Raw genomic sequence first — 24,002 nt, 5'->3', positions numbered from 1 at the left:
GAATCGGGGTATGCGGAACGACGAGGTGAATCCGAGAGAGCCGGAGCCGCGGCCTTCGGCGGACGTTCCGGCCCCGCCGAACCGCGACGTTCCCGGGGGCACCGAGGACGTGCCGGAGCCGCCGAACAAGGACGAGATCCAGCCCGGCGACGACGTCAACGCGGAGGCGGGCACCATCGAACCGCCCGACTAGGTCCCGTGCGGTGCACCGGGGCGCGCCCCGCCGGCTGCGTGGGGCGCTCCGGTGTCTCCAGCTGCGGGATGGGCAGCGTGGTGGTCTCCTCGGTCAGCGGCACCGGCGTGTCGTAGTGGGCGATGGTGAGCGGGTCGCCGCGCACCAGCCGGTAGGCGGTCTTGTCCTGCTGGATCTCCACGGCGAACTGCGAGCCGAGAAAGCACATGCGGAACCCGATCCGTTGCAGGGCGCCCGGCAGCCTGGGCCGGAACGTCAGCGTGCCGTGGTGGTCACGCATCCCGCCGAAGCCCGCGACCGTGGCCAGCCACGCCCCGGCGAGCGAGGCCATGTGCAGGCCGTTGCGCACGTTGCCGTGCAGGTCGTGCAGATCGGTGAACGCCGCCTCGGCGAGGTAGTCGTAGGCCAGGTCCACGTGCCCGCACTCGGCGGCGAGCACGGCCTGCGTGCCCGCCGACAGCGACGAGTCGCGCACGGTCAGCGCCTCGTAGTAGGCGAAGTTGCGCTGCTTCTGCTCCAGCGAGAAGGCGTCGCCGCGCAGGTGCATCGCGAGCACCAGGTCGGCCTGCTTGACGACCTGCTTGCGGTACAGGTCGAAGTAGGGGTAGTTGAGCAGCAGCGGGTAGCGGTGGGGCGGGGTGTTGTCGAACTCCCACCGCGCGTGCTCGGTGAACCGCTCCGACTGCGGGTGCACCTCCAGCAGCTCGTCGTAGGGCACCAGCATCTTGCGGGCCGCGTCGCGCCACTGTGCCAGCTCGGTGTCGTCGACGCCGAGCGCGGTGGCGATGTCGGGCTGCCGCTCGCACGACGCGGCCGCCTCGTGCAGGTTCCGCTGCGCCATCAGGTTGGTGTAGACGTTGTTGTCCAGCACCGCCGTGTACTCGTCGGGCCCGGTGACCCCGTCGATGCGGAAGCCGCCGTGCGGATCGTGGTGGCCGAGCGAGATCCACAGCCGCGCGGTCTCCACGAGCAGCTCCGTGCCGGCCTGCCGCTCGAACTCCGTGTCGCGGGTGGCGTTGAGGTAGCGCACGGTCGCGTCGGCGATGTCGGCGTTGACGTGGAAGGCCGCCGTGCCCGCGGGCCAGTACGCCGAGCACTCCGCGCCGTTGATGGAGCGCCACGGAAACGCCGTCCCGCGCAGGCCGAGCTGGCGCGCCCTGTCTCTCGCCTTGTCCACAGTGGAATGCCGCCACAGCAGCGCGTCGCGCGCGGCGTCGGGCAGGGTGTAGGTCAGCAGCTGGAGCACGAAGCTCTCGGTGTCCCAGAACGCGTGCCCGTCATAGCCGGGGCCGGTCAGCCCCTTGCCGGGAATCGCGCGGCTCTCCCCGCGGGCTCCCGCCTGCAACACGTGGAACAGCGCGAACCGCAGGGCCTGCTGCAGTTCCGGGTCACCCTCGATCTCGATGTCGGCGGTGTTCCAGTAGTGGTCGAGGAACTCGCGCTGCTCGGCGAGCAGCCCCTCCCAGCCGGTCTGCAGTGCGCCTGCGAGCGCGGCGTCGACCTGCGCGCGCAGCGCCGGTATCGAGCGCTGCGCCGACCAGCCGTAGCCGAGGAACTTGGTGATCCGCAGCTTCTCGCCCTGGGGCACGTCCACCGCCAGCGTCAACCGGGCGAGGTCGTCCTCCACCATGATGTCGCTGCGGAGGCTGTCGGTGGTCTGCACCTGGTGGTCCATGGCGGCGGCCACCCGCAGCCCCGAGCGCCGGGTGCGGTGCACGAGCACCGCGCGGTAGTCCTCGGCCTGGGCGAACTCCACCGCCAGCGGCGACTCCAGCGCCGCGGCCACGCGCGGATCGCTCGTGTCCGACTCGATCGGCTCGTTGGCCAGCAGGTCGGACTGCGCCACCAGCTGCAGCTCGCCGTCGAGCGGCTCGACCTCATAGCGGACGGCCGCGACCGCGCGTTGCGTGAACGACACCAGCCGCTCGGTGCTCACGCGCACCCGCCGCCCGGTGGGCGAGGTCCACACCGTCTCCCTGCGCAGCGTGCCGGAGCGGAAGTCGAGGACGCGATGATGTTCCGAGGCGTGGCCGTAGCGCATGTCCAGCGGCTCGTCCTCGACGAGCAGCCGGATGATCTTGCCGTCGGTGACGTTGACCACCGTCTGGCCCGCCTCCGGGTAGCCGTAGCCCGCCTCGGCGTAGGGCAGGTCGTGTTCCTCGTAGAACCCGTTGAGGTAGGTGCCGGGCAGGCCGCGCGGCTCGGCCTCCTCCAGGGTGCCGCGCATGCCGATGTGCCCGTTGGACAGTGCGAAGGTCGACTCGGTGCGCTGGAGCTGGTCCACGGCGAGGCCCTGCCAGCGCAGCTCCCACGGGGCGCACTCGTATCCCTGCTCGGTGTCGGTCATCCCGGGACCTCCAGCAGCTCGGCGAGGTCGTCCACGACGATGTCGGCTCCGTGCGCACGCAGCGCGTCGGCCTGGCCCGCGCGGTCGACGCCGACCACGTAGCCGAAGCCACCTGCCTTGCCCGCCTGCACGCCCGCCTGCGCGTCCTCGAACACGGCGGCCTCGGCAGGCCGCACGCCGAGCTCGTCGGCGCAGGCCAGAAACGAGTCGGGGGCGGGCTTTCCACGCAGGTTCTCGCGCGCGATCACCACGCCGTCCACTCTCGCGCGGACGAAGCGGGTCAGGTCGGCAGCGTCGAGGACGCCGACGGCGTTGGCCGAGGACGTGACGACGCCGATGGCCATCCCGGCGTCCTCGGCGGCCTGCAGGTAGCGCACCGAGCCGGGGAACGGGGTGATGCCCTGCTCGGCGATGATGCGTTGCACCAGTTCATTCTTGCGGTCGCCGACCGAGCGCACCGTCGGCTCGGGCCCCGGCTCGCCGGGGGCGCCTTCGGGCAGCTCGATCCCGCGGGAGGCGAGGAACGTGCGCACCCCGTCGTAGCGGGGCATACCGTCCACATAAGCCGTGTAGTCGCCCTCGGTGAACGGCTGGAAGTCCGCGCCCTGCCGCTGCCGCAGGAACTCGTCGAACGTCTGTTTCCAGGCCTGCATGTGGAGGGCGGCCGTGCTCGTCAGCACGCCGTCCAGGTCGAAGAGACACGCTGTGATCGTGCCGGGCAACCCGATCATGGGCCTCACGCTAGTGGTGGTGTTCCGGTGCCGCCACGGTTAGCATCTGTGCTGACATCTGAGCAGATGAAAAGATGATGAGCCGATCACGTGGTAACCCGGGAGGGTGCCGATGACCACGGTCGCCATGCATGCCAGCGACGGCCTGCTCGACGCGCCCACCTCGGTGCTGTTCGGCGCGGTCGCCGTGGCCGGGCTCGCGGTGGCCGTCGCGGGTTCGCGCAGGGACCTCGACGACCGGACCGCCCCGCTGGCCGGGCTGGTCGCGGCGTTCGTCTTCGCGGTGCAGATGATCAACTTTCCGGTGTTGCCCGGCGTCAGCGGTCACCTGCTGGGCGGCGCGCTCGCCGCGATCCTCGTGGGGCCGTGGGTGGGTGCGCTGTGCGTGAGCGTGGTGCTGGTGCTCCAGGCACTGCTGTTCGCCGACGGCGGGCTGACCGCGCTCGGCGCCAACATCACCAACATGGCTCTGCTCGGCACGGCCGCCGGGTTCGGCGTGGCGATGCTGCTGCGTCGGCTCGCGACCCGCTCCCGTGCGGGCCTGGTCGGCGTCGCGTTCGCCGCCGCGCTCGTCAACACGGTCGTCGCGGCCTGCGGGTTCGTGCTGGAGTACGCCATCGGCGGGCAGGGCGCGGTGTCGCTCGGCGGCTTCGCGGCCGCTCTCGTGGGCGTGCACGTGCTCATCGGCATCGGTGAGGGCGTCATCACCGCGCTCACCGTGGGCGCGGTCGCCGGGGCGCGGCCCGATCTGGTGTACCTGCTGCGCAGGCGGGCGCCGCTGCGGGAGGTGACGTCGTGAGGGCTGTGGCAGGCCGCCGCGGTGCCTGGTTCTTCGCCGGGTTCGCCGTCGTCGCGCTGCTGATCGCGGGACTGCTGTCGTACGTGGCCGACAGCGACCCCGACGGGCTGGACTCGGTGACCCAGCAGGGATGCACGGAGACCGGGGGAGAGCTGCGCGGATCGTGCCCCGCGCAGCATGCGGAGGACCACGTGCTCGCGAACTCGCCGCTGGCCGACTACGCGGTCGGCGGCGACGACGCGTTCACCGGCATCGCCGGCGTACTGGGGGTGCTGGCGACGCTCGTGGTGGCGGGTGGGCTGTTCTGGGTGCTCAGGCGCAGGGGGACGCGGGCAGGCCGGGACGACCCGTGAGTGCCTCGGTGCTGCACAGGCCGGGCGACTCGCCGGTCCACCGGCTGCCTCCGCAGGTGAAGGTGGTGGCGGCCTTCGGGGCGGTGCTGGCCGTGGTCGCCACCCCGCGGGAGGCGTTCTGGGCCTTCGGCCTGCACCTGCTCGTGCTGGCGGCGGTGTGGGCGCTGGCGGGCGTGCCGGTCGGCTGGTTGGCGCGCAGGGCGCTCATCGAGGTCCCGTTCGTGCTGCTGGCGCTCGTGCTGCCGTTCACGGGTGGCGGTCCGCGCACCGAGGTGCTGGGCGTCTCCGTGTCGGTCGACGGCGCGCTGGCCGGGTGGAACATCCTCGTCAAGGGCACCCTCGGCGTGCTGACGTCGCTGACGCTGGCGGCCACGACGCATCCGAGGGACATCGTCGTCGGCCTGCAGCGGCTCCACGCGCCCCGCCTGCTCACCACCATCGCCGGGCTCATGCTGCGCTACGCCGAGGTGATCGCCGCCGAGGCGCGCAGGATGCGCACCGCGCGGATCTGCCGCGGTCACGACCCGCGGTTTCTGTGGCAGGCCGGTGCGACCGCGCGCGGCATCGGGGTGCTGTTCCTGCGCAGCTACGAGCGCGGGGAGCGGGTGCACCTGGCGATGCTCGCGCGGGGCTGGACCGGTGCGCTGCCCGCGCCGCAGGGGGCCAGGGTCGGGGTGCGCCGCTGGCTGGCCGGGGTGAGCCCGGCGCTGCTGGTCGCCGTCGTGGCGGGGGTGGGACTGTGGACGGCGTGACTCCGGCCCTGCTGGTCAAGGACCTCGATTACTCCTATCCGGATGGTCACCGGGCACTGGGCGGCATCGACCTGCGCGTCGAGCCGGGGGAACGGGTCGCCGTGCTCGGCCCCAACGGCGCGGGCAAGACCACGCTGGTGCTGCACCTCAACGGCGTGCTCTCCGGCGGCGGCGGGCACGTCGAGGTGGCGGGCCTCGCCGTCCGCAGGCGCAGCCTGCCCGAGATCCGCCGCAGGGTGGGCGTGGTGTTCCAGGACCCCGACGACCAGCTGTTCATGCCGACCGTCGCCGAGGACGTGGCGTTCGGGCCGCGCAACTTCGGCGTGCCCGAGGCCGAGCTCGACCAGCGGGTCGCTCGGGCGCTCGAGGCGGTCGGCATGGCCGCACACGCCGATCGCTCGCCCATGCACCTGTCGTTCGGGCAGCGGCGGCGGGCCGCGCTGGCCACCGTGCTCGCCTGCGACCCGGAGATCCTGGTGCTCGACGAGCCGTCGTCCAACCTGGAGCCGGTGGCGCGCCGGGAGCTGGCCGAACTGCTGCTGTCGCTCGGGCGCACGATGCTGATGGTCACCCACGACCTGCCGTTCGCCCTGCAGCTGTGCCCGCGCAGCGTGCTCGTCGACGACGGCGTGGTGGTGGCCGACGGCCCGACGCGCGAGCTGCTCGCCGACGCCGGGCTACTGGCCGCGCACCGCCTCGAACTGCCGTGGGGCTTCCGGCTGGACTGACACGACGGGACGGCCGGGCTCGGTGCCCCACACCAGGTCCCGCACGATCCGCACCGCCTCCGGCACGGCGGCCGCCACGGGGTCACTGAGCCCGACACCGGTGGTCTTCGCGGGCTCGCAGCCGACGACCAGCACCCGGCCCGCGTCGCCGCCGAGCAGCTCCAGCAGCCGCAGCGCGCCCTCGGGCCGGATGCCGTGCGGGTCGAGCAGCAGGGGCAGGGCGTGCGGGTGCTCGTCCAGCTCCGCCTCGATGACGCACAGCTCGCCGGGCCGCCCGCCGCGGGGCGTCGCGTCGACGAGGATCGTGGTGTCGTAGCCGCCGAGCAGGTGCTGCGCGACCCGGGCGCCGCAGCCGAGGCCGAAGTCGGCGATCTGCACCCAGTCCGGCAGCGCCTCCGCCTCCAGCCGCTGCACCACGTCGACGCCGAAGCCGTCGTCACCGAGCAGCGCGTTACCCACCCCGGCGACCAGCACTCGCGGCCTCATGGGTCAACGGTAGAACCGCCGCAGCGGCCGCACAACGGGAAGAGTGACCCGCCGCGTGATCGTGACGCGCGGGTCAGCGTGCCAGGAGCTCGGCGACGTCTCCGTGGAGTGTGGCCAGACCTTCGTCGAAGGTCACGTGCCGGTCGGCCGCACATCCCGGTACGCAAGGCCGTCGGTCCAGAAGACGTGCGCCGGTCGTGGGCGATCGACGGCAGGACGTCCCGGGTGGCCTCGGCCGCCGAGGCTTCTCGCACCAGCAACCGCGCCAGGCTTCCCTCGGTGAGGGGGCAGGTCGCGAAGAAGTCGCCGGATGAAGCGAACCACTCCTCCGTTCACATCATCGCATCACGATGCGGGGATGAGCGCGGTCGTGGGCGGCCGGACGGCCTACCCTCCGTCCGGGTGCGGGCGGACATGGTGGATCAGCTCGTGCATCGTCGCGTCGGCGAGCCGGTAGTAGACGACCCGCCCGCTGCGGTGCGCCGTCACCAGGCCGTGCGCGCGCAGCAGCCGCAGCGCCTGCGACACCGCCGTGTCGGTCATGCCCGCGGCGGCGGCGAGGTCGCTGACACAGATCTCCCGCGCGTAGTGGATGCACACCAGCAGGGTCAGCCTCGTCGGGTCGGCGATGACCGAGAACCGGTCGGCCCACTGCACGACGGTCTCGCGGTCGCCGAGACCCCGCACGGCGGCATCGACCCGGCTGGGATCGATGAGCCGGCGTTGCGGGTCGGAGGTCATGTCGCCATGATCCCACTGCCGCTGGGCACCCCGCGCCGCCACGCTAGCGTTTCCCCCTCGCGGTGAGGAACCGCTCGCTGCCCTCGCGCAGGTCCACGATCGGCCGGGGATAGCCGAGGTCGTCGAGCATCGCGGGCGGCAGCTTCCACGGCTCGTGCACGGCCGCACCGGGGATCTTCGCCAGCTCCGGCACGTAGCGCCGGACGTAGGCCCCGTCCGGGTCGTAGCGCTTGGCCTGCAGCAGCGGGTTGAGCACGCGGTTGTGCAGCCAGCCTTCCCTGCGCAGCTGCCGCATCCCGGCATCCACGATCGGGTAGCCGGTGCGGCCCTCCTGCCACGCCCGCAGGTCTATCGCCGAGCGGCGCCAGCGGTCGCCGTGCGGCCGGTAGTCCCGCGTGGCCGCCGAGGGCCGCGCGGCGAGGACCTGGTGGTGGAAGTCGCGCCAGGCCACCTGGCGTACGAACTCGGCGGACTCGCGGGCGCGGTGCACCAGTTCGGTCGGCGACACCGTGCCGAAGTGCAGGTGCGGGGACAGCCGTGACGTGCCGTCGGCGGCGAGGTCGTCGTGCGCCGAGCCGTAGTCGCGCACGGGGCCGTCCACCCACGCGTCCAGCAGCGCACGGCCCGCCCGCTCGCCGCCCTCGGGAAGGTCGGGCGACGTCGGTCCGGGACAGATCTCCTCGCGCGCGGGCAGCGAGCCCTCGGCCACGTTCGGCAGCGAGAGCCGCCGCGGCGCGGGCAGCACCGCGCGTTTCGCTGCGGCCGACCACTGCCGGTAGTACGGCGTGTAGACGGCGAAGTGGTCGTTGCCGCTCGGGGTGACGGCGCCCGGCGGCACCACGGTGACCGACGTGTCGTGCACGCACAGGTCCCGGCCCGCCGCGGCGAGGCGCTCGCGCAGGGTCTCCTCGCGGCGCCGGGCGAAGCCGCTGACGTCCGCGGCCACGTGCACCGCGGTGACGTCGTGCTCGTCGGCGAGCCTGGCCACCTCGTCGGCGGTCCTGCCGCGCCGCACCACGAGTCTGCCGCCGCGCTCGCGCAGGCCGCGGTCGAGGTCGCGCAGGCAGGCGGCGAGGAACACGGCGCGGTTGGGCCGGTTGAACCGGCCGCCGGTGATGGCCTCGTCGAGCACGAACAGCGGGACGACCCGCTCTGCCGAGCTCACGGCGGCGTGCAGTACCGGGTTGTCGTGGACGCGCAGGTCCCGAGTGAACAGTGCGATCGCGACGGTCATGGCCGTCACAAGCCTGCCATGAGGTCGGTTTCGGTGATGCCGGGGCCCTGGCCCTCGCGGATGAACCACTCGGTGCCGAAGGCGTAGGCGAACGCGTCGTCGGGCAGCGCCAGGAAGAACGACTGCTCGCTGATCTGGCTGGCGTGCGCGCGCATCGCGCGGCGCTTGTGCTCCAGGTACGGGGTGACGTCGACGGCGGCGGTGATCTCCGACTCGGGCTTGCCGAACGTCTCGTCGGTGCCCGGGTCCGGGATCTCGGCCTCCAGCGCGCCCGCCATCTCCTGCCTGCCGCGTGCCAGGTGGTCGCGGTTCAGCGTGCCCTGGTAGACCCTGGGCGTTCCCGCGAGCTCGGCCGCCCGCATCCCCACCCTGTGCACCTGGATGTGGTCGGGATGCCCGTAGCCGCCGTTGTCGTCGTAGCACGTGAGCACGTCGGCCGACTCCTCGCGCAGGATGGCCGCGAGCTTCTGCGCGGCGTCCTCGACGGGGGTGGTCCAGAAGGACCCGGGTGCGGAGTTGGTGGGCTCGCCCATCATCCCGGAGTCGACGTAGCCGAGGAACTCCACGCGGTGCGCGCCGAGGATCTCGGCGGAGGCGTGGGTCTCGGCGACGCGGCGCTGCCACAGCGGCTCGTTCTCGCCGAGGACACCCTCGACCACCTCACCGTGCTCGCCGCGCGTGGCCACCACCAGCACGACGCGATGCCCTTCCTCGGACGCCTTGCGCATGATGCCGCCGCACCCGATGCACTCGTCGTCGGGGTGGGCGTGAAAGGTCACCAGGGTCGCCATGGAACCGACCCTACGTGAGCGGCGGCCCTGCCGGCCCCGGTCAGCCGATGTCGTCGTCCGGCCACCACAGGTCGAGCAGGTCCTGCCTTGCGGCCAGCAGCCGGTCGCTGCGCAGATCCACCACGTGCACGCCGCGCCAGCGCCAGAAGCCGATCCGCTCCAGCAGCCCGGTGACGCGGGCCCCGGCGAACTCGGCGGACATCTCGTCGAGGTCCTCGTCGGCGAAGTCGGCCTTGGTCGGCCCCGCCACGGCCAGCCGGGCGGTCTTGGACAGCATGCGCAGGGTGCACGCCAGCAGCGAGCCGGCCAGTCCGTGTCCCTGCCACTCCTCGGCGATCTCCACGCGGCACACGATGACGAAGCGCTCAGGGCCAGGGCAGAGCCGGGCGTCGAGTTCGGGATGCAGCCGCCGGTGCTCGCCGACCACGGCCTCGGCGAGGAAGTCGTGGATGCGCTCGCCGAGTGCGACCGTGTCCAGCAGGCTGCGCCTGCGCGGGACGTCGGTGATGACCACCGAGATGTCGCCGACGTGCCGCAGCCCGTCGGGGCAGGGGTTGGGCTCCCACACGTCGGCCGAGATGTCCCAGGGCTCCGGGTCCTCGTCCTGCTCCTCGACGTGCCACCACAGCCTGCGGTGGCCGAGGGTCAGCTCGATCGACAACGGATTGGCCGGCAGGTCGGGTATCACGGCCGCTCCTCACGGGGGTGATGTCCTGGTGTAGGTGAGGGGATCGTGGCCGCAACGACACGGCTCCGTCGGAAAACGGCCGGGATTGTCCCTGATGGTGGTGTGACGCGCACCGGCGCAGCGTAGCGCGCTACGGTGCGTCCTGCCACTTTACGCAGCTCAGGACCGTTCTAAGGTTCGGTCATGAACGGTCCTGAGAGAAAGAAGTACAACCCCGACAACAAGACCGGCTACGAGTACGAGCTGCTCGCCGACCATCTTGCCGGTTTCATCGAGCGCGGGGAGTGGCCCGCGGGCAGCAGGCTGCCCGGTGAGCGCGCACTGTCGGAGGAGTACGGCGTCGCACTCGACACGGTTCGCAAGGCCACGCAGATCCTGCGCGACCGCGGCCTGGTGCAGACGCTGAAATCCAAGGGCACGTTCGTCGCCCGCCGCTGACCGCGGCCGGCGGCCGCTCGCCGGGCCCCGCGGGTCAGCCGCGCAGGGTCTGCGCGGGCAGTTCCGCGAACTGCTGCGAGTACCAGCGCACGAACGCCGTGCCGTAGCGGAATCCCCAGCGGCGGGCGACGGCCTCCGGCCGGGTCCGCTCCGGCCGCGCCGCCGCGAGCTCGGCGTGGACCTGGCTCAGCCGCAGCACGCGCAGGTACTCGTAGGGCGCCATGCCGACGTAGAGGGCGAACTCGTCGTCGAAGACGGCCCTGCCCACACCGGCCTCCCTCAGCAGCGCGTTGAGCTTTTCCGTGCCAAGGCGAGGATCGCGTTCCATCAGCCGCACGGCCCGCAGCACGACCGCAGGCTGCCCGCAGTCCTTTCCGATCATCGCGCTCACCCGCGTCTCGGGGTCACCCGGTACGGCTGCGCACCGAGCAGCGTGCTGGCCAGCATGTCCCCGATGTCGGGCGTGGCCTCGCCGTCGTGCGGCGCGCGCTGCAGGCAGGCAAGGACCCGGTTCCAGAAGCTCAGCCGCGCACCGTAGCGGACGTCGAAGCGCGGGCGGAACAGCACGGCGTCGCCGGACTCGAACCCGAGCACGCTCGCCCTTGCCTGTTCCAGCACCCCGTCGTCGATGCGCAGCACGACGAGCACCGCCTCGGCGGAGAAGCTCATCGCCGGCTGCTGTCCCGGCGAGACGATCACCCCGATCCCGGGCTCGACCGTGAACCTCGCCGATCCGTAGTGGACGGTGCCGCGCCCGCGGCCGGGCACGATGATCGCGTGGTAGCCGGGCGGCGACGAGGGCGAGGCGGCCAGTCCGCCGCCGTAGCCCACGATGCTCAGGGTGATGCCGGGCGTGGCCACCACGTAGGTCCAGGCGCTGATCGGCTGGTCCTCGCGGGCGGGGGCGGCCGCGTGCCCGTCGAGGTACCTGGCGCCTCGGGGGGCGCCCTCGATGCTGCTCCACAGGGGGACTTCGGGTTCGGCCATCGCGCGCGCCCACCGCCTCCGGCTCGGTAGCGTTTCATTAGATAAGAGATGTGTTTCGGTAAAAGCTACGGCGGCCCGCGGGGGCCGTCAAGAGGCAGTCCGGGTGCACGGGTGTCACGGAGCGCGTGCCGGAATGCGGGCGAACTCACCGACCGTCAGCGCTGGCCGCGGTTTATGGCCCCCTGCCTTGAAACTGCCGAGTCGCTATGCTTCTGAAATACCCGGTCCGAAATGTTTCGAGGGGACGTGAGTACGCTGGCACGGCGAAGGAATGCGGCGCACGACGGAGGCGCCGACGAGATCTCGACGGGCGAGGAGCGTGACTACACGGTCCGCGCCGTGGAACGTGTGTGCTCGATTCTGAATCTGCTGCAGGAGTCGATCGACGGCGTGTCGCTGATCGAGGTCGGCCAGGCAACGGAACTGCCGAAGTCCTCGGCATTCCGCTACCTGTGGACGCTGGAGGCGCACCGCTACGTGGAACGCGACCCCGACACTGGTCTGTACCGGCTCGGGCTCGGATTCGTCGGAATGCAGTCGCGGCACCTGGAGGTGCTGCGGGAACGAGCCAGGCCGTGGCTGGAGGAATTGCGCGACGAGTTCGAGGAGACCACGAATCTCGGCATCCTCGACGGCGACCACGTCATCTACGTCGACATCGTGGAAAGCCGCAACAAAGTGCGGTCGGCCGCGTCGCGCGGTGATCGAGACCCGCTGCATTCCACGGCACTCGGCAAGGCGATCGCCTCGCAGCTGCCGGACGCGCGGGTGCGCGACCTGCTGGAGCGCACCGGCATGCCCCGCCAGTCGGACAACACGATCACCTCGATCGACGAGTACATGGACGAGCTGGCCAAGGTGCGCCGCGTCGGCTACGCCGTCGACAACGGCGAGAACGCTCCCGACGGGCGCTGCATCGCCGCACCGCTGCTGGGCACACACCTGCCCGTCGCGCTCAGCATCAGTGCGCCGGCCGCCCGCTTCACGCTCAAGGACGTGGAGCAGGCGGCGAAGAAGCTGCTGGACGTCGCCGACCAGATCTCCACGAACCCCGTCCCCGAGCAGCGTCCCGTCGTCGAGCCCGCCTGACCCCCGCGGCCGTCCTCGTCCGCCTGCTGTGATCTTCTTGCCAAAGCCCCATGCGTTTCATAAGCTGAAACGGCAGGTTACAAAACCGCCGTTCGGGGCCAGGTGAGTCCACTGTCAGGTCGCAACAAGCCCGACGCGCAGGGCGAGGACCCCGCGAGCGAGGACCGGGACTACTCGGTGCGTGCCGTGGAGCGGGTCTGCTCGATTCTCAACCTGGTCCAGGAGTCGGTGGACGGCGTGACCCTCAACGCCGTGGCCAAGACGACGCAGCTGCCGAAGTCCTCGGCGTTTCGCTACCTCTGGACCCTGGAGAACCACCGCTACGTGGAGCGGGACTCCGAGAACGGGCTGTTCCGGCTGGGGCTGGGCTTCGTCGGAATGCAGTCGCGGCACCTGGAGGTGCTGCGCGAGCGCGCCCGGCCGTGGCTGGAGAAGCTGCGCGACGAGTACGACGAGACCACCAACCTCGGCATCCTCGACGGCGACCACGTCATCTACCTCGACATCGTGGAGAGCAAGCGCACCGTGCGCCTCGCCGTGTCCAACGGGCACCGCGATCCGCTGCACTCGACGGCCCTCGGCAAGGCCATCGCCGCTCATCTGCCGGAGGAGCGGGTCCGCGCCCTGCTCGAGCAGGCGGGGATGCCCGCCCGCACCCCGCGCACGCTGACGGGCGTCGACGAGTACCTGGCCGAGTTGGTGCGGGTGCGCGAGCGGGGCTACGCCGTGGACGACGGCGAGAACGAGCCCGATGGCCGGTGCGTGGCGGTGCCCGTCCTCGGTACCCGGCTGCCCGCCGCCATCAGCCTCAGCGCGCCGGCGTCGCGGTTCCCGGTCCGCAAGATCGAACCGGTGGCCCGCGGGCTGCGTGAGGTGGTCGAGCAGATCGCCGCGGCACCCGAAGCCCCGGAGCCCCCGGACGAGGACTAGCCCAGAGCGCGCCGAAGGGCACCGTGGGTACACGATGTGTGCCCACGGTGCCCTTCGACTCGCCGCCGGCCTCAGCTCGCGGCCCGCGCTTGCGCCGCGTCGAACGGTGCGCGATCGAAGATGATCCGCAGGTGGCTGATCCGGCCGTCGTGGACGGTCAGGCATTCCGCGCCCGGCGCGCTGCTGACCGGCACGGTTTCGGTGTCGTACATCAGCAGGGCGGTCGTCTCGTCGCCGAACGCCGCGATCGGCGACGCCTTGACGAGGATCTGCACGAACGGCCCCATGAAGCCGCGGAAGGCCTCGGTGCCGTGTATCCGGCCCGCGGGGGTGTCACACACGATGTCGTCGGCGATGTAGGTCATCGCGCGCTCGAAGTCGCCCGTGGTCCACGCGTGGTGGTAGGCGAGCGCCGTGTCCAGGGCCGGGCTGGTCCCGATGGTCATGAGCGGTGTCCCTTCTCGTGTCGTCGGTCTCGCAGGTACTGACACCGCGTCCGGCCGAAACGGAACGGTCCCGGCCGGGTCCGTGGCACGATGACGCGCGTGAGCCAGACCACCCTCGGCCGCGCGCGGGCCGGAGACCACGACGCCTTCCGGGAACTGGTCGAGCCGTACCGCCAGGAGCTGCGGCTGCACTGCTACCGGCTGCTCGGGTCACTCGCCGACGCCGAGGACCTCCTCCAGGACGTGCTGCTCGCCGCGTGGCGCGGCCTCGATCGCTTCGAGGGCCGGTCATCGGTGCGCACGTGGCTGTACCGCATCGCCACCAATCGATGCCTCAACGCCCTGCGCGACGCGGGCCGCCGCAAGCCACCCGAGCCGGTGCCGCCGTTCGAGCCACCCGAGCCCACCAGGCGCGCCGAGCCGACGTGGCTGCAGCCGTATCCGGACACCCTGCTCGACCGCATCCCGGACCATGGCCCGGACCCCGAGGCGCGCTACCACGGCAAGGAGGCGGTGGAGCTGGCGTTCATCACCGGCCTCCAACTGCTGCCGCCCAGGCAGGCGGCGACGCTCGTGCTGCGTGACGTCCTCGGCTACGCGGCGGCCGAAGTGGCCGACCTGCTGGGCACCACCGAGACCGCGGTCAAGGGCGCTCTGCAGCGGGCCCGTGCCTCGCTCGACCGCCACCGCGCGGCCGGCCACGGGCGCCCGCCGTCGCCGGGGTCGGCAGCGGAACGGGAGCTCACCCGGCGATTCGCCGACGCGTTCACCTCCGGCGACATCGACGGCATTCTCGCGCTGCTGACCGACGACGCATGGCTGGCGATGCCGCCCGCACCGCACGAGTACCACGGAGCGGAGGACATCGCCGCCTTCCTTCGGGCCAGCATGGCCTGGAGCCCGTCCAGCACTCTGCACCTGACCGGTACCAGGGCCAACACCCAGCCCGCCTTCGCCTGCTACCTGGCGGACGAGGGCGATGGTGCCGCAACCCCGGCCGGCCTCGTTGTGCTCACACTCGCGGCGCAGCGCATCCGCGGGATCACCCGGTTCCTCTCCGACGACGTGTTCGGCCTGTTCGGGCTGCCCGGCACGATCCCGGTGACGGGACCACGCGCTCGACGGCCGGTTCCGTGACGGTCCGGTCAGGCGGCCCGGCGCCGGGAAGCCCGGAGCGAGCCGAAGGGCACCGTGGGTACACGATGCGTGCCCACGGTGCCTCAGTGTCAGCGTGGGTGTAGTCGCTGGTTGTGAGCGGCTAGGGTCCGGCCCTGATCGCGTGGTGACTCGCACGGTGCCTGCCGCCCCGGGTGGGGTTGGCTTGCCAAGGAATTGTCCAGCGTGGTCGGGGTGCGGGCCGGCTGGCCTGACTTGATAGAAGCGTGGGCTATACGCGTCCAACCTCGACTGAGGTGTGTTCGACCAGCCGACCCGTACCGGATGCCTGTCACCTCTGGTTGGGAAGGGAAGGACACCCGGTTGTCTATGGTGGTCGTGGGGATCGATCCGCACAAGCGCAGTCACACCGCTGTTGCTGTTGACGAGGCCGGCCGCAAGCTGGGTCAGCTGACGGTCAACGCGGATGACGAGGGGTTTCTGCGGTTATGGGCGTGGGCGGCCCGCTACGGCACCCAGCGGCAGTGCCTGGTGCGCTGGGCGGTCGAGCACGGCCGTGGCGTGGCCGGGCGGCTGGTGCGTGCGCTGGTGGGGCAGGGCGCGGCCGTGGTGTGGGTGCCGCCGAAGCTGATGGCCCAATGCCGTGCCTCGGCGCGCACGCGGGGCAAGTCCGACCCGATCGACGCGCTCGCGATCGCGCGGGCCGCGATCCGCGAGCCGGACCTGCCGGCCGTGCAGCTCGACGAGACCGCCGCCGAGTTGCGGCTGCTCAGCGACCGCCGCGAGCACCTGGTCCGCTCCCGCACCGAGCTGATCAACCAGCTGCGCTGGCGCCTGCACGACCTCAACCCCGCGCTCGACGCGGGCGCCACCGCGCTGACCGGGCCCCGGACGCTGACCCACCTCGCCTCGGCGCTGGCCGTGCTGCCCGCCAGCGTGAGCTGCCAGCTCGCCGCCGACCTGGTCGCTGACATCGCCCGGCTCGGCGAGCAGATCCGTCATCTCGAACGCCGCCTGCACGCCCTGGTCACCCCGCTCGTGCCGGCCCTGCTGGCCATCGTCGGGATCAGCACCGTCACCGCCGCGAAGATCCTCGGCGAGGTCGGCGGCATCACCCGTTTCCGCAGCCCAGCCGCGTTCGCCCTGCACAACGGCACCGCCCCGATCCCCGTCTGGTCCTCCGGCAAGCCGCAATACCGGCTCAACCGCGGCGGCAACCGACAACTCAACGCCGCCCTGCACCGCATCGCCATCACCCAACTCGCCCACCACCAACCCGCCCGTGACTACCGCGACCGCTGGAAAACCCACCACCCCCACGCCACCACCAAAGCCGCCATCCGCGCCCTCAAACGCCACCTCAGCGACGTCATCTACCGCGCCCTCCTCACCGACCACCTCCAACAACACCCAACCCCACCCACAACTTGACATAGAAGCTTCCTTCGGCTCGGCGGTGGCTCGGTTCGCGGGCTACCCGGCAGGCTTGAGCGGGTCGTGGCCCAGTGACATCAGCCTGTGCCGCCAGTGCGCCTGCCCCGCCGTCGGCTCCAGGTCGTCGCGGCGCTGGTCGTGCACGCGGTCGACGACCTTGCGCATCACCCGCACGTCCTCGCCGTCCAGGTCGGTCTTGCGCTTGCCGAGGATCTCCAGCACCCGGTGTCCCAGCGGCGGGCCGGACTGGTCGGGCAGCGGCTCGTCGTCGGGCGTGGAGGACTCGGTGCGCAGCCACTCGCTGAGCTCCCGCGAGGTCATGTTCACCACGCGGTGGAACTCGTCCCACAGCTCTTCGGTCTCCTGATCCACGAGGCGGACCTCCTTCCTCGGTTCAGCCGGGGTGGGTTTCCCCGCCGAGCGCGGCGATGACCTCGCCCGTGTAGTACGACGACAGCTGGTTCGCCGCCAGGAACACGAACGACGGCGCCAGCTCGTCCGGGTCGGCGGGCCTGCCGAAGGGCACGTTCTGGCCGAACTTCTCGACGTGCTCCTCCGACATCGTCGACGGGATCAGCGGCGTCCACACCGGGCCAGGGGCAACGCAGTTGACCCGGATGCCGCGCGGCGCGAGCACCTGCGCCATGGCGTAGGTCCACGTGTGCACGGCGCCCTTGGTGGCCGAGTAGTCGATGAGCTTCTTGTTGCCGCGCAACCCGTTCACCGAACCGGTGTTGACGATCGCGGCGCCCTCGGGCAGGTGCCGCAGCGCCGCCGCGGTCACGCGGAAGTAGCTGTGGATGTTGACGTCGAACGTGCGCATCCACTGCTCCTCGGTGAGCTCCTCGAACGACTCGAGTTCCTGCTGCGTGGCGACGTTGTTGACCAGCAGGTCGAGCCCGCCGAGCCCGCGCACGGTGTCCTCGACCACCTGCGCGCAGTGTGCGGAGTCGGCCAGGTCGCCGCGCAGCAGCAGGCACTTGCGGCCCTGCTCGCGGACCAGCTCGGCCGTGCGCTCGGCGTCGGAGTCCTCGTCGAGGTAGGCGATCGCGACGTCGGCGCCCTCCTTGGCGAAGGCCACCGCCACGGCCCGGCCGATGCCCGAGTCGCCGCCGGTGATCAGTGCCCGCCGGTCGCGCAGCAGGTCGCGGCCGACGTAGTCGCTCATGGTGTCGCGGGGCTGCGGCCGCATGGGCCCGGTCTCGCCGGGCGGCTGCTGGCTCTGCGGTGGCTGTGTCACCGGGCTTCCTCCAGAAACTCGTCGGCCTTGATCGGGAGATCGCGCACCCGGACCCCGGTGGCGTGGTAGGCAGCGTTGGCCACGGCGGCCGCCGTGCCGACGATGCCGATCTCCCCGATTCCCTTGCTGCCCATCGGATTGACGTGCGGATCGTGCTCGTCGAGCCAATGGGCCTGCACCGAGGCCACATCGGCGCACGAGGCGATGTGGTACTCGGCGAGGTCGTGGTTGACGACGAAGCCGAAGCGCTCGTCGACGACGCTCTCTTCGTGCAGTGCCATCGACAGCCCCATGGTCATGCCGCCGATGAACTGCGACCGCGCGGTGCGCGGGTTGAGGATCCGGCCCGCCGCGAACACGCCCAGCAGCCGCGGCACCCGCACCTCGCCGGTGTCGGCGTTGACGCGGACCTCCGCGAACTGGGCGCCGAACGCGCGCATGGCGAACCGCTCGTGGCCGGGCAGCTCCGGCATGCCCGCGGTCAGCTCGTCGCCGGGATGCGGGTCGGCGCCGAACTTCTGCCGGAACTCCCGCGCCGCCTCGACGATCGCCGAGCCCCAGTTGGTGGTTCCCGACGAGCCGCCCGCCACCGTCGCCTCCGGCAGGTCCGTGTCGCCGATGCGGACGTCCACCCGCTCGGCGGGCACGGCGAGCGCGTCGGCGGCGATCTGCGTCAGGACCGTCCACGCGCCGGTGCCGATGTCCACCGCGCCGATCAGCACCTCGTAGCGCCCGCCGCCGGTGGCCCGCACCGTGGCCGATGATCCGGGCGCGGAGTGCACGGGGTAGGAGGAGCTCGCCACGCCCGTGCCGACCCACCACCCGCCGTCCAGCGTCGAGCGCGGCAGCCGTGGCCGCCGGTCCCAGCCGAAGCGGCGTGCCCCCTCGCGCAGGCACGCGACGAGGTTGCGGCTGGAGAAGGGCAGGCCCGAGTCCGGGTCGGTCTCCGGCTCGTTGCGGACACGCAGCTCGATCGGGTCCAGCCCGCACGCCTCGGCCAGCTCGTCCATGGCCACCTCGGGGGCGAACATGCCAGGACACTCGCCGGGTGCGCGCATCCACGACGGCACGGGCACGTCGAGCGCGGCCAGCCGGTGGGTGGTGCGCCGGTTCGGCGCCGCGTACATCGAGCGGGCGGGCACGCCGGTCTGCTCGGCGAACTCCTTGATCCGCGCCGTCTGTTCCACCACGTCGTTGCTGATCGAGACCAGCCTGCCGTCGGCGTCGGCGCCGAGCCGGACCCGCTGGATGGTCGGCGTGCGGTAGCCGACGAACGAGAACATCTGCTGCCGGGTGACGGCGAACTTCACCGGCCTGCCCGCGGTGCGCTTGGCCGCGAGCACCGCCAGCACGAGGTTGGCGTGCGGGGTGCCCTTGGAGCCGAAGCCGCCCCCCACGTACGGCGCCAGCACGCGGACCTGGTCCGGCTCCAGCCCGAACACCGACGTCACGACCTCCCGCATCGCGTGGACACCCTGGGTGGAGTCGTAGAGCGTGAGCCCGTCGGAGTCCCAGATCGCGATGGTCGCGTGCGGCTCCATCGGGTTGTTGTGCAGCATCGGTGTGGTGTAGGTGGCCTCCACCGCGCGCTGCGCGGCGGCGAACGCGGCGTCGGGGTCGCCGTCGTGGGTGTCGGTCGGCAGGCTGGGGTTCACCACCTCGGGCGCGTAGAGGTCGTCCCGGTCCGCCGAGAGGGTCACGTCGTGCGGCTCGCGGTCGTAGCGCGCGCGGACCAGTCCCGCGGCCTGCCGGGCGATCTCCGGCGTCTCGGCGAGCACCGCGCCGATCAGCTGGCCGCGGAAGGCCACCTCGGGCGACTGCAGGATCTCCAGCTCCGCGTCCGTGCCGGTCTCCAGCGGCGGCGCGTTGAACGGCGTGAGCACGGTGAGCACCCCGGGCAGCGCGGTCGCGTCGTCGGTGTGCAGTTCCCGCACGGTGCCGCGGGCGATCGTGGCCTGCAGCGGGTGCAGGTACACCGGGTGCGGCACGGGATGCTCGCAGGCGTACCGGGCGCGGCCGGTCACCTTGGCGGCGCCGTCGACCCGCACGCGGTCCGTGCCCATCGCGGAGGGGGAGAGCAGGTTCGTCATGCCGCACCGTCCTCGGCGGAGAGCTCGGTCAGGACCGACACCAGCATGTTCCGGGCCATCGGCACCTTGAAACCGTTGTCCCGCAAGGGCTGTGCGTCGGCGAGCTCGGCCTCGGCGGCCGCCCGGAACTCGTCGGGAGCGGCCGGGCGCCCGCGCAGGGCGTCCTCGGCGAGCCGGGCCCGCCACGGCTTGTGCGCGAGTCCCCCGAAGGCGATCCGCACGTCCCGCACCAGGCCCCCGGCCACGTCGAGTGCCGCGGCGACCGACACCAGCGCGAACGCGAACGACGCCCGGTCGCGGGCCTTGCGGTACCGCGAGCGCGGGCCGAACGGCAGCCCCGGCAGATCGACGGCGGTGATGAGCTCCCCGTGCTCCAGGACCGTGTCCCGTTCGGGATGCTCGCCGGGCAGCCGGTGCAGCGTCTCGGCCGGGATGGTGCGTTCGCCGCCGGGGCCCTGCACCCGCACCACGGCGTCGAGCGCGGCCAGCGCCACCGCCAGGTCGGACGGGTGCACGGCCACGCACTGCCGCGAGGCGCCCAGCACGGCGTGGTGGCGGTGGTAGCCCTCCAGCGCCGAGCAGCCCTGGCCGGGCTCGCGCTTGTTGCAGGGTGTGGTGACGTCCTGGAAGTACACGCAGCGGGTGCGCTGCAGCAGGTTGCCCCCGGTGGTGGCGAGGTTGCGCAGCTGCCCGGAGGCACCGGAGAGCAGCGCCTGCGCCAGTACGGGGAACCGCTCGCGCACCAGGGGATCGGCGGCAAGGTCGCTGTTGCGCACACCCGCGCCCACGCGCAGGCCGCCGTCCGGCAGCCGTTCGATGTCACGTGAGGTGAGGCCGGTGACGTCGACGAGCAGCTCCGGTTCGGCCACGCCGAGCTTCATGTGGTCGACGAGGTTCGTGCCGCCGCCGAGGAACGCCGCCCTGGGGTTGCCCGTGACCGTGGCCACGGCGGTGCCGATGTCGTCCGGCCTGCGGTAGTCGAACGGGATCACGCCGACCGCCTCCCGGCGACCTCGCTGATGGCGGCGACGATGTTGACGTAGGCGCCGCAGCGGCACAGGTTGCCGCTCATCCGCTCCCGGATCTCCTCGGCGTCGAGCACGGGGTCGCGGGCGAGGTCCGTGGTCACCGCGCTGGGCCAGCCGGACTCGGCCTCGTCCAGCATCCCGGCGGCGGAGCAGATCTGGCCGGGGGTGCAGTAGCCGCACTGGAAGCCGTCGTGGTCCAGAAACGCCTGGTGCAGCGGATGCGGTGTGCCGCCGCTCTCCAGGCCCGCGCTGGTGGTGATGTCGGCGCCGTCGTGGGCGACGGCCAGTGCCAGGCACGTCGTGGCCCGCCTGCCGTCGAGCAGCACCGTGCACGTGCCGCACTGGCCGTGGTCGCAGCCCTTCTTCGGTGAGGTGATGCCCAGCCGCTCGCGCAGGGCGTCGAGCAGGCTCACCCTGGTGTCGACCACGAGGTCGTGGCGCACCCCGTCGACGGTGAGGCTGATCTCGGATTCCATGTCGGCTCCGCCCGTCTCAGTCCAGCGGGATCCGCGGCAGGATGTCCTCGGCGTAGGTCTCGAAGAACTGCTCCTGCTCGGCGCCGATCTGCTGGACGTAGACCTCGTCGAACCCGGCGTCGATGTACTCGCCGAGCTTGTCCAGGTGCCGCTGGGGGTCGGAGCCGCACGCGTAGCGCTGCCGCACCATGTCCTCGGTGATGACCTCGGTGGCCTGGGCGAAGTCACGGGGCCGGGGCAACGTGGACGGCAGACTGCCCGGCAGCAGGTCACTGGCCCACAGCCGGTGCGCCGTCTCGACGGCCTTGGCCTCCGAGTCGTCCCAGCAGACCTTCATGCCTGCCTGCGCGGGGCCGTCGCCACCCGCCTCGCGGTACTCCCGGACCAGGTCGGCGTTGGGCACGACGGTGCAGAAGCCGTCGCCCTTCGTGCCCGCCATCCTGGCCGAGCGCGGGCTGAAGGCGGCGATGTTGATCGGCACCGGCTCCGACGGTCGCGTGTAGAGCCTGGCGTGCTCCACCGTGTAGTGGGTGCCGTGGTGCGTGAGCTCCTCGCCGCGGTGCAGGGCACGGATGATGTCGACCGCCTCGGCCAGCATGTCCGCGCGCACCTGCGGCGGGGGCCAGCGGTCGCCGGTGATGTGCTCGTTGAGCGCCTCGCCGGTGCCCAGTCCCAGCGTGAACCCGCCGTCGCACTGCACGGCCGCGGTCGCCGAGGCCTGGGCCACCACCGCGGGGTGTGTGCGGATGAGCGGGCAGGTCACGGCGGTGGTGATGGGCAGCGACGTCTCCCGCGAGAGCGCGCCGATCACCGACCAGACGAACGGGCTCTCGCCCTGCTCGTCGAGCCAGGGGTGGTAGTGGTCGGAGATCCAGAGCCGCTCGAAGCCGGCCTGTTCGGCGAGCTTCGCCTGTCGCACGAGCTCTCGCGGCCCGAACGTCTCGCAGGCCAGCGAATACCCGATGCTCACCATGCCGCTCGCGTACCCGCGGGGCGCCCAGGCCAAACGGCGCCTCACTCGCTGAGCTTGGCGCGCAGGAACTCCAGTGTCCTGGCGAGCAGGCGGGACACGTGCATCTGCGAGATCCCCAGCCGCTCGGCGATCTGGGTCTGCGTCATGTTGCCGAAGAAGCGCAGCATGACCACCCTGCGTTCCCGCTCGGGCAGGTCGGCCAGCAGCGGCTGCAACGACTCGTGGTACTCGACGCTCTCCAGGCCCGCGTCGTCGTCGCCGACCGTCTCGGCCAGCGGCAGCCCGCCCTCGTCGTCGCGGGGGGCGTCCATCGACACCGAGTGGTAGGCGTTGCCTGCCAGCAGCCCCTCCCAGACATCCTCGGAGGACAGGCCCAGCTCGGCGGCGAGCTCGCTCGGGGTGGGCGCCCTGCCAAGGCGCTGGGCCAGCTGGCCCCCCGCCTGGCTCAGCGTCAGGTGCAGTTCCTTGAGCCTGCGAGGCACCCGCACGGCCCAGCTGGCGTCGCGGAAATGCTTGCGTACCTCGCCCATGATCGTGGGCACGGCGAACGCGACGAACTCCGAGCCCCGGCTCGGATCGAACCGGTCGATGGCGTGCAACAGACCGAGCCGCGCCACCTGGAGCAGGTCGTCGCGAGCCTCGCCGCGGCCAGCGAACCGGCGGGCGATGTGCTCGGCGAGCGGCAGGCTCCGCGTGACGATCTCCTCGCGCAGCGCGCGGTACCTGGCCTCGCCGGGCGTGGCGGCGCGCAGCTCTTCGAAGAGCGGCTCGATGTTCTCGTAGCCGCTCTCCTGCCCGTTGCGTTCAGTCACCCGCTGGGCTGGTGGCGTCGAGGTCGTCCAGTGCTCTGCGGACGCCCGCCGCCGCGTCGGGATGGCCAAGGGGCAGTGGCGGTCCGATGCGGTCCCGGGCGCCGTCAAAGCTTCGGGCGGCCACTGTGACCACGACTCCGGCGTCCTCAAGTTCACGCTTTCGTGTCATGGCTGGTCCACGCTCCGGTGAGACGGGGTCGACCAGGAGCACGGAACGTACGGTCGTCGCGTGGCGCGCCGCGATGTCGAGTGTCTCGAACTCGGCGGGTCCGCTCGTCACGAGATCGAACGGTGTGCCAAGCCCGTCCGGGTCGCCGAGCAGGTCCTCGGCGGCGGTCAGGGCACCCTCGACCGGCACCCGGCACCAGCCGACGTGGTGGCGCTCCGCGATGCTCTCCCAGGTCGGCGGCACATCGTCGTGTTTGGCCTCGCCCGCCGGATCCAGGACAAGCACCACGGGGTCGCCGGCTCGCCCCGCCCAGACGAGCTCGGGGCCCACCGTTCGTGGTTCGCTCTCCGAGATGGGCGGTCGCGGTGTCGACATGGTCGCTCCTTTGTGCCGGATCGGGATCAGCGAGTACCCGCAGGGTGACCAGGTAAAACTGTCCACAGTGGATGAATGGCCTCGGCGACCGATCACTCGTCTTGCCAGCGCACAGGGCACCTGCGTACCGTCGTGGTTGCCGGTACGAAGGCGGGAGGCGACGACTTGTGTACGACGCCAACGAAACGCAGACCGAGATTCGTGTCGAATCAGGACGGGGCGGGCTCGTGCTCGCCAGAGTCGCCGGCGAGGTCGACATGGTGGCCGTGCCCGCGCTGCGCCGGTGCATCGACGCCAAACTGCGCGTGGCGCGATCATTAGTCCTCGACCTGACGGCGACCCGGTACTTCGGCGCCGCCGGGATCTCCGCGCTGCTGCGCACCGACGAGCTGGCCGCCGCGCTCGACGTGCCCTGGGCACTGGCCGGTTCGCGCGCCGTGCGCAGGCCGCTGCTCGTCACCGGGCTCGCCGACCACCTCCCACTGCACGACACCGTCGACGACGCGGTCGCCGCCGTCGGCCTGCTGACGCCCGCCTGAGACCGGCACCGGCGACG

General features: G+C 71.9%; 29 protein-coding genes. 11 read left to right on the top strand and 18 right to left on the bottom strand.

All coding sequences use genetic code 11. The features are described from left to right. Positions 1–10 precede the first annotated feature (10 nt). A complete protein-coding gene (locus BAY60_RS33840; RefSeq protein ID WP_112285427.1) occupies positions 11–193 on the top strand; it encodes a hypothetical protein in 183 nt (60 codons plus the stop codon). On the opposite strand, the gene BAY60_RS33835 is transcribed toward BAY60_RS33840, so the two are convergent. Together BAY60_RS33835 and BAY60_RS33830 are read right to left on the bottom strand one after the other, a co-directional pair. Continuing rightward, the gene (locus BAY60_RS33835; RefSeq protein ID WP_112285426.1) at positions 156–2,540 is read right to left on the bottom strand and encodes a glycoside hydrolase family 65 protein; all 2,385 of its coding nucleotides are present in this window, start codon (positions 2,538–2,540) and stop codon (positions 156–158) included. The two genes, BAY60_RS33840 and BAY60_RS33835, sit on opposite strands and share 38 nt — an antisense overlap. Continuing rightward, on the bottom strand, positions 2,537–3,271 hold the full coding sequence (locus tag BAY60_RS33830) for an HAD family hydrolase (protein WP_112285425.1): 735 nt from the start codon (positions 3,269–3,271) through the stop codon (positions 2,537–2,539). Before BAY60_RS33830 ends, BAY60_RS33835 begins: the two co-directional genes overlap by 4 nt. 112 nt (positions 3,272–3,383) lie before the next feature. On the opposite strand from BAY60_RS33830, the gene BAY60_RS33825 reads away from it, so the two are divergent. The 4 genes from BAY60_RS33825 to BAY60_RS33810 are packed head-to-tail and all read left to right on the top strand — an operon-like array spanning position 3,384 to position 5,903. After that, complete coding sequence (locus BAY60_RS33825; RefSeq protein ID WP_112285424.1) at positions 3,384–4,070, top strand: energy-coupling factor ABC transporter permease; 687 nt, start codon at positions 3,384–3,386, stop codon at positions 4,068–4,070. After that, on the top strand, positions 4,067–4,423 hold the full coding sequence (locus BAY60_RS33820) for a PDGLE domain-containing protein (RefSeq protein ID WP_245992926.1): 357 nt from the start codon (positions 4,067–4,069) through the stop codon (positions 4,421–4,423). The genes BAY60_RS33825 and BAY60_RS33820 overlap by 4 nt, the downstream gene beginning before the upstream one ends. Further along, complete coding sequence (gene cbiQ, locus BAY60_RS33815) at positions 4,420–5,175, top strand: cobalt ECF transporter T component CbiQ (RefSeq protein ID WP_112285422.1); 756 nt, start codon at positions 4,420–4,422, stop codon at positions 5,173–5,175. The genes BAY60_RS33820 and cbiQ overlap by 4 nt, the downstream gene beginning before the upstream one ends. Continuing rightward, positions 5,163–5,903 carry an energy-coupling factor ABC transporter ATP-binding protein gene (locus BAY60_RS33810; protein ID WP_425466502.1) on the top strand — a complete coding sequence of 247 codons (741 nt, stop codon included), beginning with the start codon at positions 5,163–5,165 and terminating at the stop codon, positions 5,901–5,903. Before cbiQ ends, BAY60_RS33810 begins: the two co-directional genes overlap by 13 nt. Here BAY60_RS33810 and BAY60_RS33805 read toward each other — a convergent pair. The 5 genes from BAY60_RS33805 to BAY60_RS33785 all read right to left on the bottom strand — a co-directional run bounded on the left by BAY60_RS33805 (position 5,853) and on the right by BAY60_RS33785 (position 9,843). Beyond that, positions 5,853–6,389, bottom strand: coding sequence for a hydrogenase maturation protease (locus BAY60_RS33805; RefSeq protein WP_112285421.1), 537 nt, complete (start codon positions 6,387–6,389; stop codon positions 5,853–5,855). The two genes, BAY60_RS33810 and BAY60_RS33805, sit on opposite strands and share 51 nt — an antisense overlap. A 387-nt stretch (positions 6,390–6,776) precedes the next feature. Next, positions 6,777–7,130, bottom strand: coding sequence for an ArsR/SmtB family transcription factor (locus BAY60_RS33800; RefSeq protein ID WP_112285647.1), 354 nt, complete (start codon positions 7,128–7,130; stop codon positions 6,777–6,779). A 43-nt stretch (positions 7,131–7,173) separates the two neighbouring features. Further along, positions 7,174–8,364 (bottom strand): cryptochrome/photolyase family protein, encoded by a 1,191-nt coding sequence (locus BAY60_RS33795; RefSeq protein ID WP_112285646.1) that lies wholly within the window; start codon positions 8,362–8,364, stop codon positions 7,174–7,176. Between the two features lie 5 nt (positions 8,365–8,369). Next, positions 8,370–9,155, bottom strand: a complete 786-nt coding sequence (locus BAY60_RS33790) for a PIG-L family deacetylase (RefSeq protein ID WP_112285420.1) — start codon at positions 9,153–9,155, stop codon at positions 8,370–8,372. 40 nt (positions 9,156–9,195) lie between these two features. Then, on the bottom strand, positions 9,196–9,843 hold the full coding sequence (locus BAY60_RS33785; protein ID WP_112285419.1) for a hypothetical protein: 648 nt from the start codon (positions 9,841–9,843) through the stop codon (positions 9,196–9,198). 183 nt (positions 9,844–10,026) lie between these two features. Here BAY60_RS33785 and BAY60_RS33780 point away from each other — a divergent pair, with 183 nt between their 5' ends. Then, on the top strand, positions 10,027–10,281 hold the full coding sequence (locus BAY60_RS33780; RefSeq protein ID WP_112285418.1) for a GntR family transcriptional regulator: 255 nt from the start codon (positions 10,027–10,029) through the stop codon (positions 10,279–10,281). 34 nt (positions 10,282–10,315) lie between these two features. Here the strand turns inward: BAY60_RS33780 and BAY60_RS33775 are convergent, their stop codons facing one another. Together BAY60_RS33775 and BAY60_RS33770 are read right to left on the bottom strand one after the other, a co-directional pair. Next, positions 10,316–10,663 (bottom strand): helix-turn-helix domain-containing protein, encoded by a 348-nt coding sequence (locus BAY60_RS33775; protein WP_146771127.1) that lies wholly within the window; start codon positions 10,661–10,663, stop codon positions 10,316–10,318. Positions 10,664–10,668: 5 nt separating this feature from the next. After that, a complete protein-coding gene (locus BAY60_RS33770) occupies positions 10,669–11,268 on the bottom strand; it encodes a cupin domain-containing protein (RefSeq protein WP_112285416.1) in 600 nt (199 codons plus the stop codon). A 255-nt stretch (positions 11,269–11,523) separates the two neighbouring features. Here BAY60_RS33770 and BAY60_RS33765 point away from each other — a divergent pair, with 255 nt between their 5' ends. Next, on the top strand, positions 11,524–12,357 hold the full coding sequence (locus BAY60_RS33765; protein ID WP_245992952.1) for an IclR family transcriptional regulator: 834 nt from the start codon (positions 11,524–11,526) through the stop codon (positions 12,355–12,357). Between the two features lie 102 nt (positions 12,358–12,459). Next, positions 12,460–13,287, top strand: a complete 828-nt coding sequence (locus BAY60_RS33760) for an IclR family transcriptional regulator (RefSeq protein WP_245992925.1) — start codon at positions 12,460–12,462, stop codon at positions 13,285–13,287. A gap of 71 nt (positions 13,288–13,358) precedes the next feature. Here the strand turns inward: BAY60_RS33760 and BAY60_RS33755 are convergent, their stop codons facing one another. Beyond that, the gene (locus tag BAY60_RS33755) at positions 13,359–13,733 is read right to left on the bottom strand and encodes a nuclear transport factor 2 family protein (protein ID WP_112285414.1); all 375 of its coding nucleotides are present in this window, start codon (positions 13,731–13,733) and stop codon (positions 13,359–13,361) included. Positions 13,734–13,823: 90 nt separating this feature from the next. On the opposite strand from BAY60_RS33755, the gene BAY60_RS33750 reads away from it, so the two are divergent. Together BAY60_RS33750 and BAY60_RS33745 are read left to right on the top strand one after the other, a co-directional pair. Beyond that, entirely contained in the window at positions 13,824–14,870 is a 1,047-nt protein-coding gene (locus BAY60_RS33750) for an RNA polymerase subunit sigma-70 (protein WP_112285413.1), read from the top strand. 348 nt (positions 14,871–15,218) lie between these two features. Then, positions 15,219–16,280 (top strand): IS110 family RNA-guided transposase, encoded by a 1,062-nt coding sequence (locus tag BAY60_RS33745; RefSeq protein ID WP_112281169.1) that lies wholly within the window; start codon positions 15,219–15,221, stop codon positions 16,278–16,280. A gap of 42 nt (positions 16,281–16,322) precedes the next feature. Here the strand turns inward: BAY60_RS33745 and BAY60_RS33740 are convergent, their stop codons facing one another. Genes BAY60_RS33740 through BAY60_RS33705 form a run of 8 tightly spaced genes read right to left on the bottom strand, consistent with a single transcriptional unit; the run spans position 16,323 to position 23,446 of the window. Then, positions 16,323–16,655: a DUF3140 domain-containing protein gene (locus BAY60_RS33740; protein ID WP_112285412.1), complete on the bottom strand. Its 333-nt coding sequence runs from the start codon at positions 16,653–16,655 to the stop codon at positions 16,323–16,325. Between the two features lie 22 nt (positions 16,656–16,677). Continuing rightward, the gene (locus BAY60_RS33735) at positions 16,678–17,523 is read right to left on the bottom strand and encodes an SDR family oxidoreductase (protein WP_112285411.1); all 846 of its coding nucleotides are present in this window, start codon (positions 17,521–17,523) and stop codon (positions 16,678–16,680) included. After that, entirely contained in the window at positions 17,520–19,613 is a 2,094-nt protein-coding gene (locus BAY60_RS33730) for a xanthine dehydrogenase family protein molybdopterin-binding subunit (protein ID WP_112285410.1), read from the bottom strand. Before BAY60_RS33730 ends, BAY60_RS33735 begins: the two co-directional genes overlap by 4 nt. Continuing rightward, complete coding sequence (locus BAY60_RS33725; protein WP_112285409.1) at positions 19,610–20,605, bottom strand: FAD binding domain-containing protein; 996 nt, start codon at positions 20,603–20,605, stop codon at positions 19,610–19,612. Before BAY60_RS33725 ends, BAY60_RS33730 begins: the two co-directional genes overlap by 4 nt. Next, positions 20,602–21,117 carry a 2Fe-2S iron-sulfur cluster-binding protein gene (locus BAY60_RS33720; RefSeq protein ID WP_112285408.1) on the bottom strand — a complete coding sequence of 172 codons (516 nt, stop codon included), beginning with the start codon at positions 21,115–21,117 and terminating at the stop codon, positions 20,602–20,604. Before BAY60_RS33720 ends, BAY60_RS33725 begins: the two co-directional genes overlap by 4 nt. A 16-nt stretch (positions 21,118–21,133) precedes the next feature. Further along, positions 21,134–22,135, bottom strand: coding sequence for a TIGR03557 family F420-dependent LLM class oxidoreductase (locus BAY60_RS33715; RefSeq protein WP_245992923.1), 1,002 nt, complete (start codon positions 22,133–22,135; stop codon positions 21,134–21,136). Further along, a complete protein-coding gene (locus BAY60_RS33710; RefSeq protein WP_112285406.1) occupies positions 22,132–22,902 on the bottom strand; it encodes a SigB/SigF/SigG family RNA polymerase sigma factor in 771 nt (256 codons plus the stop codon). The genes BAY60_RS33715 and BAY60_RS33710 overlap by 4 nt, the downstream gene beginning before the upstream one ends. Beyond that, positions 22,895–23,446, bottom strand: a complete 552-nt coding sequence (locus BAY60_RS33705) for a lipocalin/fatty acid-binding family protein (protein WP_211330549.1) — start codon at positions 23,444–23,446, stop codon at positions 22,895–22,897. Before BAY60_RS33705 ends, BAY60_RS33710 begins: the two co-directional genes overlap by 8 nt. 227 nt (positions 23,447–23,673) lie before the next feature. Between BAY60_RS33705 and BAY60_RS33700 the strand changes: the two genes are divergently transcribed. Continuing rightward, positions 23,674–23,985 carry an STAS domain-containing protein gene (locus tag BAY60_RS33700; protein ID WP_245992922.1) on the top strand — a complete coding sequence of 104 codons (312 nt, stop codon included), beginning with the start codon at positions 23,674–23,676 and terminating at the stop codon, positions 23,983–23,985. Positions 23,986–24,002 lie beyond the last annotated feature (17 nt).

This window comes from Prauserella muralis, from assembly GCF_003202285.1.
In the GTDB taxonomy this organism is placed as follows: Bacteria; Actinomycetota; Actinomycetes; order Mycobacteriales; family Pseudonocardiaceae; genus Prauserella_B; species Prauserella_B muralis.
The sequence above is the reverse complement of the archived record's forward strand: the minus strand, read 5'-3'. Positions and strand labels throughout refer to the sequence as shown.

What these genes read in the sequence shown, in the direction of transcription:
- BAY60_RS33705 (WP_211330549.1), bottom strand. Translation starts at nt 23,446, where the DNA reads ATGTCGACACCGCGACCGCCCATCTCGGAGAGCGAACCACGAACGGTG.
- BAY60_RS33835 (WP_112285426.1), bottom strand. Translation starts at nt 2,540, where the DNA reads ATGACCGACACCGAGCAGGGATACGAGTGCGCCCCGTGGGAGCTGCGC.
- BAY60_RS33830 (WP_112285425.1), bottom strand. Translation starts at nt 3,271, where the DNA reads ATGATCGGGTTGCCCGGCACGATCACAGCGTGTCTCTTCGACCTGGAC.
- BAY60_RS33745 (WP_112281169.1), top strand. Translation starts at nt 15,219, where the DNA reads ATGGTGGTCGTGGGGATCGATCCGCACAAGCGCAGTCACACCGCTGTT.
- BAY60_RS33730 (WP_112285410.1), bottom strand. Translation starts at nt 19,613, where the DNA reads ATGACGAACCTGCTCTCCCCCTCCGCGATGGGCACGGACCGCGTGCGG.
- BAY60_RS33795 (WP_112285646.1), bottom strand. Translation starts at nt 8,364, where the DNA reads ATGACCGTCGCGATCGCACTGTTCACTCGGGACCTGCGCGTCCACGAC.
- BAY60_RS33720 (WP_112285408.1), bottom strand. Translation starts at nt 21,117, where the DNA reads ATGGAATCCGAGATCAGCCTCACCGTCGACGGGGTGCGCCACGACCTC.
- BAY60_RS33750 (WP_112285413.1), top strand. Translation starts at nt 13,824, where the DNA reads ATGACGCGCGTGAGCCAGACCACCCTCGGCCGCGCGCGGGCCGGAGAC.
- BAY60_RS33770 (WP_112285416.1), bottom strand. Translation starts at nt 11,268, where the DNA reads ATGGCCGAACCCGAAGTCCCCCTGTGGAGCAGCATCGAGGGCGCCCCC.
- BAY60_RS33780 (WP_112285418.1), top strand. Translation starts at nt 10,027, where the DNA reads ATGAACGGTCCTGAGAGAAAGAAGTACAACCCCGACAACAAGACCGGC.
- BAY60_RS33840 (WP_112285427.1), top strand. Translation starts at nt 11, where the DNA reads ATGCGGAACGACGAGGTGAATCCGAGAGAGCCGGAGCCGCGGCCTTCG.
- BAY60_RS33790 (WP_112285420.1), bottom strand. Translation starts at nt 9,155, where the DNA reads ATGGCGACCCTGGTGACCTTTCACGCCCACCCCGACGACGAGTGCATC.
- BAY60_RS33800 (WP_112285647.1), bottom strand. Translation starts at nt 7,130, where the DNA reads ATGACCTCCGACCCGCAACGCCGGCTCATCGATCCCAGCCGGGTCGAT.
- BAY60_RS33755 (WP_112285414.1), bottom strand. Translation starts at nt 13,733, where the DNA reads ATGACCATCGGGACCAGCCCGGCCCTGGACACGGCGCTCGCCTACCAC.
- BAY60_RS33805 (WP_112285421.1), bottom strand. Translation starts at nt 6,389, where the DNA reads ATGAGGCCGCGAGTGCTGGTCGCCGGGGTGGGTAACGCGCTGCTCGGT.
- BAY60_RS33825 (WP_112285424.1), top strand. Translation starts at nt 3,384, where the DNA reads ATGACCACGGTCGCCATGCATGCCAGCGACGGCCTGCTCGACGCGCCC.
- BAY60_RS33775 (WP_146771127.1), bottom strand. Translation starts at nt 10,663, where the DNA reads ATGATCGGAAAGGACTGCGGGCAGCCTGCGGTCGTGCTGCGGGCCGTG.